Origin of the sequence: Halomonas sp. AOP22-C1-8, from assembly GCF_052378905.1 — a bacterium.
In the GTDB taxonomy this organism is placed as follows: Bacteria; Pseudomonadota; Gammaproteobacteria; order Pseudomonadales; family Halomonadaceae; genus Vreelandella; species Vreelandella citrativorans.
This window is the reverse complement of the sequence record NZ_JBQSYD010000062.1, coordinates 1-2,517: the sequence shown is the minus strand read 5'-3', so window position 1 is coordinate 2,517 and position 2,517 is coordinate 1. Positions and strand designations below refer to the sequence as shown.

At 40.9% G+C, this 2,517-nt stretch carries 3 protein-coding genes and 1 pseudogene; 1 reads left to right on the top strand and 3 read right to left on the bottom strand.

Annotation, left to right across the window (positions count from 1 at the left end; genetic code table 11):
- The 3 genes from ACT3TY_RS17845 to ACT3TY_RS17835 all read right to left on the bottom strand — a co-directional run.
- Positions 1–248 (bottom strand): nucleotidyltransferase domain-containing protein (locus ACT3TY_RS17845; protein WP_444629090.1); only part of this gene is annotated, 248 nt, incomplete at its 3' end.
- A 2-nt stretch (positions 249–250) separates the two neighbouring features.
- Positions 251–1,060, bottom strand: a complete 810-nt coding sequence (locus tag ACT3TY_RS17840; RefSeq protein WP_441677993.1) for a pentapeptide repeat-containing protein — start codon at positions 1,058–1,060, stop codon at positions 251–253.
- Positions 1,061–1,215: 155 nt separating this feature from the next.
- The gene (locus tag ACT3TY_RS17835; protein ID WP_444629089.1) at positions 1,216–1,725 is read right to left on the bottom strand and encodes a ClbS/DfsB family four-helix bundle protein; all 510 of its coding nucleotides are present in this window, start codon (positions 1,723–1,725) and stop codon (positions 1,216–1,218) included.
- Between the two features lie 354 nt (positions 1,726–2,079).
- Between ACT3TY_RS17835 and ACT3TY_RS17830 the strand changes: the two are divergent.
- Positions 2,080–2,517, top strand: a pseudogene (locus tag ACT3TY_RS17830) (helix-turn-helix domain-containing protein); the annotation flags it as partial.

Genomic DNA, 2,517 nt, shown 5'->3' with positions numbered 1-2,517 from the left:
CTAGGGCAACCCAATTCACTCAAGAAGTTCGAGCTATCTTGTGAGAATACTAATTTCGACTCCAAATGAAGGTGCCAAGCAAAAGGATTACCTTGCTCCCAGAGTTCTTTGATTCGGTCATACGAATAAATTGAATAATCCGATGGATTTATGTGATCTAATTGACCATTTGCAATGATCAACATGTCAACATCAGAGCCTATGTCAATTTCACCTCTACATATAGAACCAAAAGCATAAATATGCACAATTATCTCCTATTAAAACGTTTAATGATAATTGACATAAAGAAGCCAAACATGATCAGTCTTGTTGCAAATACTAGAGCTAAGAAAGCACCAGAATATTCAGATGTCCCATTTATACCAAATAAAATTTGAGGAGACTTTATAAATGATGCCCAGTAATTACTAACCATATTTGGGTCACCGTAATGAATCACGTCGTACATTGTTATTGATAGTAGAACTAAAAATACAGCCCTAAACAGCTTGTATGCGCTCTCACCATTCCCCCAAATGAAATCTAATAGTTTGAACTCCAGCCATTCCACAAAGAGAGACGCCCTAACAAATCCCTTATATTTCTGTCTATAATACGACTCTTTTGAGCTCCAAGCCTTGTGTAGATGAACTTCTGTAGCCTTTAACTCGATACTAATAGCTTTATTAGCAGCTTTAGCGTCACCAAGCTGCTGATAGTTCGTCCGCAGAGAGCGCGCAAATTTCAACTTTAGATTTTCAGAGCTGGGACAACCACTTTCTAAAATATCTGTATCAATTTGAGTTTTTTCAAAAGTTGCATAATCGAACTTACACCCATTGAAAGCTGAACCGACTAGATTACTATTTATGAACCTGCAGCCCGTAAAATCACAAGACTCAAAAGTACAGTTTCTTAGGTACGCAGCGTCAAAAATGCAATACTTGAAATCTACATTTGTAAAAACGATGCGCAGCCCGACAAGGCGCACAAAAAGAGTGTTAGAGTAACCACTACCAACCTCTTCCTCCTTAAACATCTTGTCAGTTAGAGTTTTACTTTGACTATCATCTAACATGTAATATTAACTCTCGTTTATAGATTTATCATGCTGGCTAACGCCCGCTTAAGGGGCAGCCAACGCTACTACTAACTTTCCGCATAACACCGTAATCACAAAAACCAACGCATAGCAAAAATGCCGCGCGTTGGCTGTCCCTCTTGAAGCGTTTGTTATGTGAATTCTCGATTGAAACGCCTAACTTTTGTACGCACATTTTTCATAGGTGATGACGTATTAAACTGAATCATGCGCCCCAAAGTCCATTGTTCATACCACGTAACACTATATAAGTCATGATCACTTAAGCTTGAAATGAGTAAAAGTATCTCGTTAACCGTAGACTCAAGTTCAATGAGTAAATCATTGTATTTCCAATCACGATACTCTTCGTGGAAGCTTTCAGCGAGTGAACCTAATTGGTTCCATTTATAACCAGTTTCTGGGAAATCTACATGTTGGTGTCGAGATCTTAGCTGATGCCATTTAAGAACCAGTTTTCCCCAACCAATCAAGTAAGCCACTGTATCACTAACACTAATGACCGTACCTTTCACGTTTCCCTCTACTCCAGATTTGCGAGCTTTACTTTCCGGAATTGAACGATAGTCAGCCATGAGTTTCGGAAATATTGAGTTTATAGCTAACTCTAATTCATCTTTATTTTTTGGCACAGAAGACATTTTGATCTCCATTCACATAACGCTTTCTATGCGGCTTTTAGCCGCCTTTCATATTCCTATGATGCAACCTTTTTAATACCACATCAACGTGTAATCAATAGGTTAATGAAAGTTAACGGAGGTTAGATTGCATGATGCCTTATAATTTCAGAAAAATGCTGCTACCCAAACTCCTTCGGATAACTTTTGATAGGGGAAAGTACTGTGAACTAAGTGAGCGAGAACTTTTGATCTGAATTGTTTTGGGGCAGAAACAAGTTAGGCGAACGTCTGCTTTGCTCAGTTGAACTAAGTGCTTCTGCATAAATTATCGCGCATAATAAACAAAGGTCCATCAGAGTAAAACTCAGAACCATGTCTCGGCGCTTACGTTTCGTTTCTTTAACACCTGGCCAGCAACGTATCTTAAATGAAGCCTACCAATACGGCGAAAAGAGAGCACTACGTCGTCGGGCTCACGCAGTTCTGCTCAACCACAAGGGCCATACGATTAACCAGATTCGCGATATTATCGGGGTTAGGCGCGATACGGTATCGACCTGGTTATCCCAATGGGAAGCAGACGGTATTGAAGGTCTTCAAGACAAGCCTCGCCAAGGACGCCCGCACCTCCTCAGTGAGAGCGATCTGGCTGTGTTAGAACAACTGGTTGAAGAGTATCCCCATCAATTGCCTGTCCTCCATGCCAGGTTTCAGGAGCAGACAGGTAACGTCGTCAGCCAGGACACGTTGCGGCGCGCGTTAAAAAAAAGGCTATAGCTGTAAGCGGGTACGCCGCTCATTGAGGGCACA

Bases quoted from the DNA above. Each gene is read 5' to 3' on its own strand.
- ACT3TY_RS17840 (WP_441677993.1), bottom strand. From the start codon at position 1,060: ATGTTAGATGATAGTCAAAGTAAAACTCTAACTGACAAGATGTTTAAG.
- ACT3TY_RS17835 (WP_444629089.1), bottom strand. From the start codon at position 1,725: ATGTCTTCTGTGCCAAAAAATAAAGATGAATTAGAGTTAGCTATAAAC.